The organism is Candidatus Thiopontia autotrophica (assembly GCF_982804495.1).
This window is the reverse complement of the sequence record NZ_CEYDPX010000044.1, coordinates 1-2,597: the sequence shown is the minus strand read 5'-3', so window position 1 is coordinate 2,597 and position 2,597 is coordinate 1. Positions and strand designations below refer to the sequence as shown.

General features: G+C 47.8%; 2 protein-coding genes. Both read left to right on the top strand.

The annotated features are described in order from the left end of the window. Positions 1-379: 379 nt before the first annotated feature. On the top strand, positions 380-1,240 hold the full coding sequence (locus AC3ZFK_RS08195; protein WP_487507425.1) for a CorC family transporter: 861 nt from the start codon (positions 380-382) through the stop codon (positions 1,238-1,240). After that, positions 1,237-2,597: apolipoprotein N-acyltransferase (lnt, locus tag AC3ZFK_RS08190; protein ID WP_489433786.1), on the top strand; the 1,361-nt coding region annotated here is incomplete at its 3' end. The genes AC3ZFK_RS08195 and lnt, both read left to right, overlap by 4 nt.

Below are 2,597 nucleotides of genomic sequence, written 5' to 3'. Positions count from 1 at the left end.
TGCATCTGCTGGGGATGGATCATATTGAATCTGCCAAGGCTGAGATAATGGAGGCCCATGAGATTGCGATTCTTGCGAAACTTGGTTTTCCAGATCCATATGCCTAAATCTCCACTTAGAAACATGCATGCTGCACAATCTAAGGAACCTTTGAACAAGCGTAATGGGATGGGGGTTTGGGGGAATGGCTCAGTAGGTGTTGTTGTAACATACTGAACTATAATCCTTCCCCCATAGGATAACTTGAGAGGGAGTTCTGATTGAGTCACGAAGTGACTTAATCAGAGTTTCCCTAAGATCTTTCTAAGTATGGATTTGGGCTATGCGTAACCCTTTGATATTGATTATACTCACCACTCTAATCATAAAAAAATAGCACATGACCAAAGACCGACCTGGCATCGGTTCCAGACTCAAGGCTCTCTTCTCGGGGGGGCGTAGTGTGGAACCGGCAAACAAACAGCAGATTATTGAGGTTCTCAGAGCCGCCCACTGGAGGCAGATTCTCGACTCCGATAGTCTAACCATGCTGGAGGGGGCACTTCAGTTCTCGGAGATGCAAGTGCGGGATGTAATGATTCCACGAGCACAGATGGTGGTGGTGGAGCTTGAAGACTCTCCTGAGGAGTTTCTTCCAGTTATCATCAAGTCAGCCCACTCACGTTTTCCGGTTATTGGTGAGAGCCGTGATGAGGTGGTTGGAATTCTTCTGGCCAAAGATGTACTGCACTGGCGAGAGAAAGAGGGGGGCTTTAACCTTCGTGAAAACCTTCGCCCAGCTGTTTTCGTTCCTGAGAGCAAGCGACTTAATGTGCTGTTAAAAGAGTTCAGATCCAGTCGAAACCATATTGCCATAGTAGTAGATGAGTATGGCGGGGTCTCGGGCATGGCGACAATTGAGGATGTGCTTGAGCAGATTGTGGGTGATATTGAGGATGAGCACGACCTGGAAGAGGGGCTTATCCATCGTCACAGTGCAGTACGACATACAGTAAAGGCAGTAACAACCCTGGAAGAGTTTAATGAATATTTTTCCTCCTCAATTCTGGAGAAGAATGTAGATACAGTCGGAGGCCTGGTTATTCGTCATCTTGGATATATGCCGGTACGTGGTGAGAGTATTGAGATTGGCAGATTTAGATTCAAGGTGTTGCGTGCAGATAACCGCAGGATTCATCTATTGCAGGTCAACGTACTGCCGCAGAGTGGTATCAGGGAATTTACAGTTTCACAGAAGTGAGCAGGACCAAATCAAGAGGCGGAGCACTAATTGCGGGAGCGGTATTGCCTCTTGCGTTCGCACCATTTGGGCTCTACTGGATTGCGCCCCTCTCACTGGCTCTTATATTTTATATCTGGGGTGAATGTCGGAATCTGCGCTCTATAGTTATTGCCGGGTTCCTGTTTGGTATCGGCTTCTTTGGGGTGGGGGCAAGCTGGATACAGGTAAGTATTCAGCAGTTTGGCGGAGTTAATCTTCCTCTCTCCATTTTGATCACCGTACTGTTTGTCACAGCAATGGCACTTTTTACTGTTGTAGCTGGATGGTTGTTTTTCATTCTCGGCAGACGAGCTCTGCTTCTTCCAATTTTGTGGGTGCTGTTTGAGTGGATTCGTAGCACCATACTTGGTGGTTTCCCATGGTTACTGTTGGGGCATACAGCACCGGGAACCTTCTATTATGGGTTGGCACCACTGGTGGGAACATTGGGGGTATCACTCTTTATATCGATCGTTGCGGTTGTCTTGATGATGGCCATTAAGTATTCAAAAGGGCGGTTAGCAAATATAGCAATTCTCTCTGTTCTTTTATCTTTGGGCTGGGGAGCCGGTCAGCTTCAATGGGGAGAACCTTCAGGCAAGCAGATATCTGTGGCTCTGGTACAGGGTAATATCAAGCAGAGTGAGAAATGGTTGTCAGAAAACAGAGATAAGACACTGGAGCTCTATCGTCTTGCAACTGAACAGGCAGAGGAGGCGCGGCTTGTGGTGTGGCCAGAGACAGCTATACCCGCATTTCGTCATCAGATTGAGAAAAACTTTCTTGATCCACTTCGACAACAGCTGAAAAATGAGGGGAGTTCACTGTTAGCCGGGATACCGGTACGCAGTAGAGATGGTGGCGGATATCTGAACGGCATGATCATGCTTGGAGAGGAGCAGGGTGAATATTACAAACGCCATCTGGTTCCATTCGGAGAATATCTTCCCATGCGAGGTCTGCTTGGCCCTGTTCTTGATTTTATCAAGATCCCTCTGTCTGATTTCACTAGTGGTGGCGCAGAACAGCCCCCCCTTAATGTTGACGGGCATCAGCTATCAACCACAATCTGTTACGAGGTTGCTTACCCTGATCTGACATTCTCCAACCTTCCGGAGGCTGACCTGTTGGTGACAATAAGTAACGATGGCTGGTTTGGTGATTCGCTAGCCCCTTATCAGCATCTGCAGATTGCACGCATGCGTGCCCTGGAATCTGCACGGCCCATGTTAAGGACAACCAATACTGGAATTACCGCAGTAATTGATCATAACGGTATGGTGACCAGGCAGCTACCAAGGTCAGAACAAGGAGTTCTTAAGGCAGTAATTCAGCC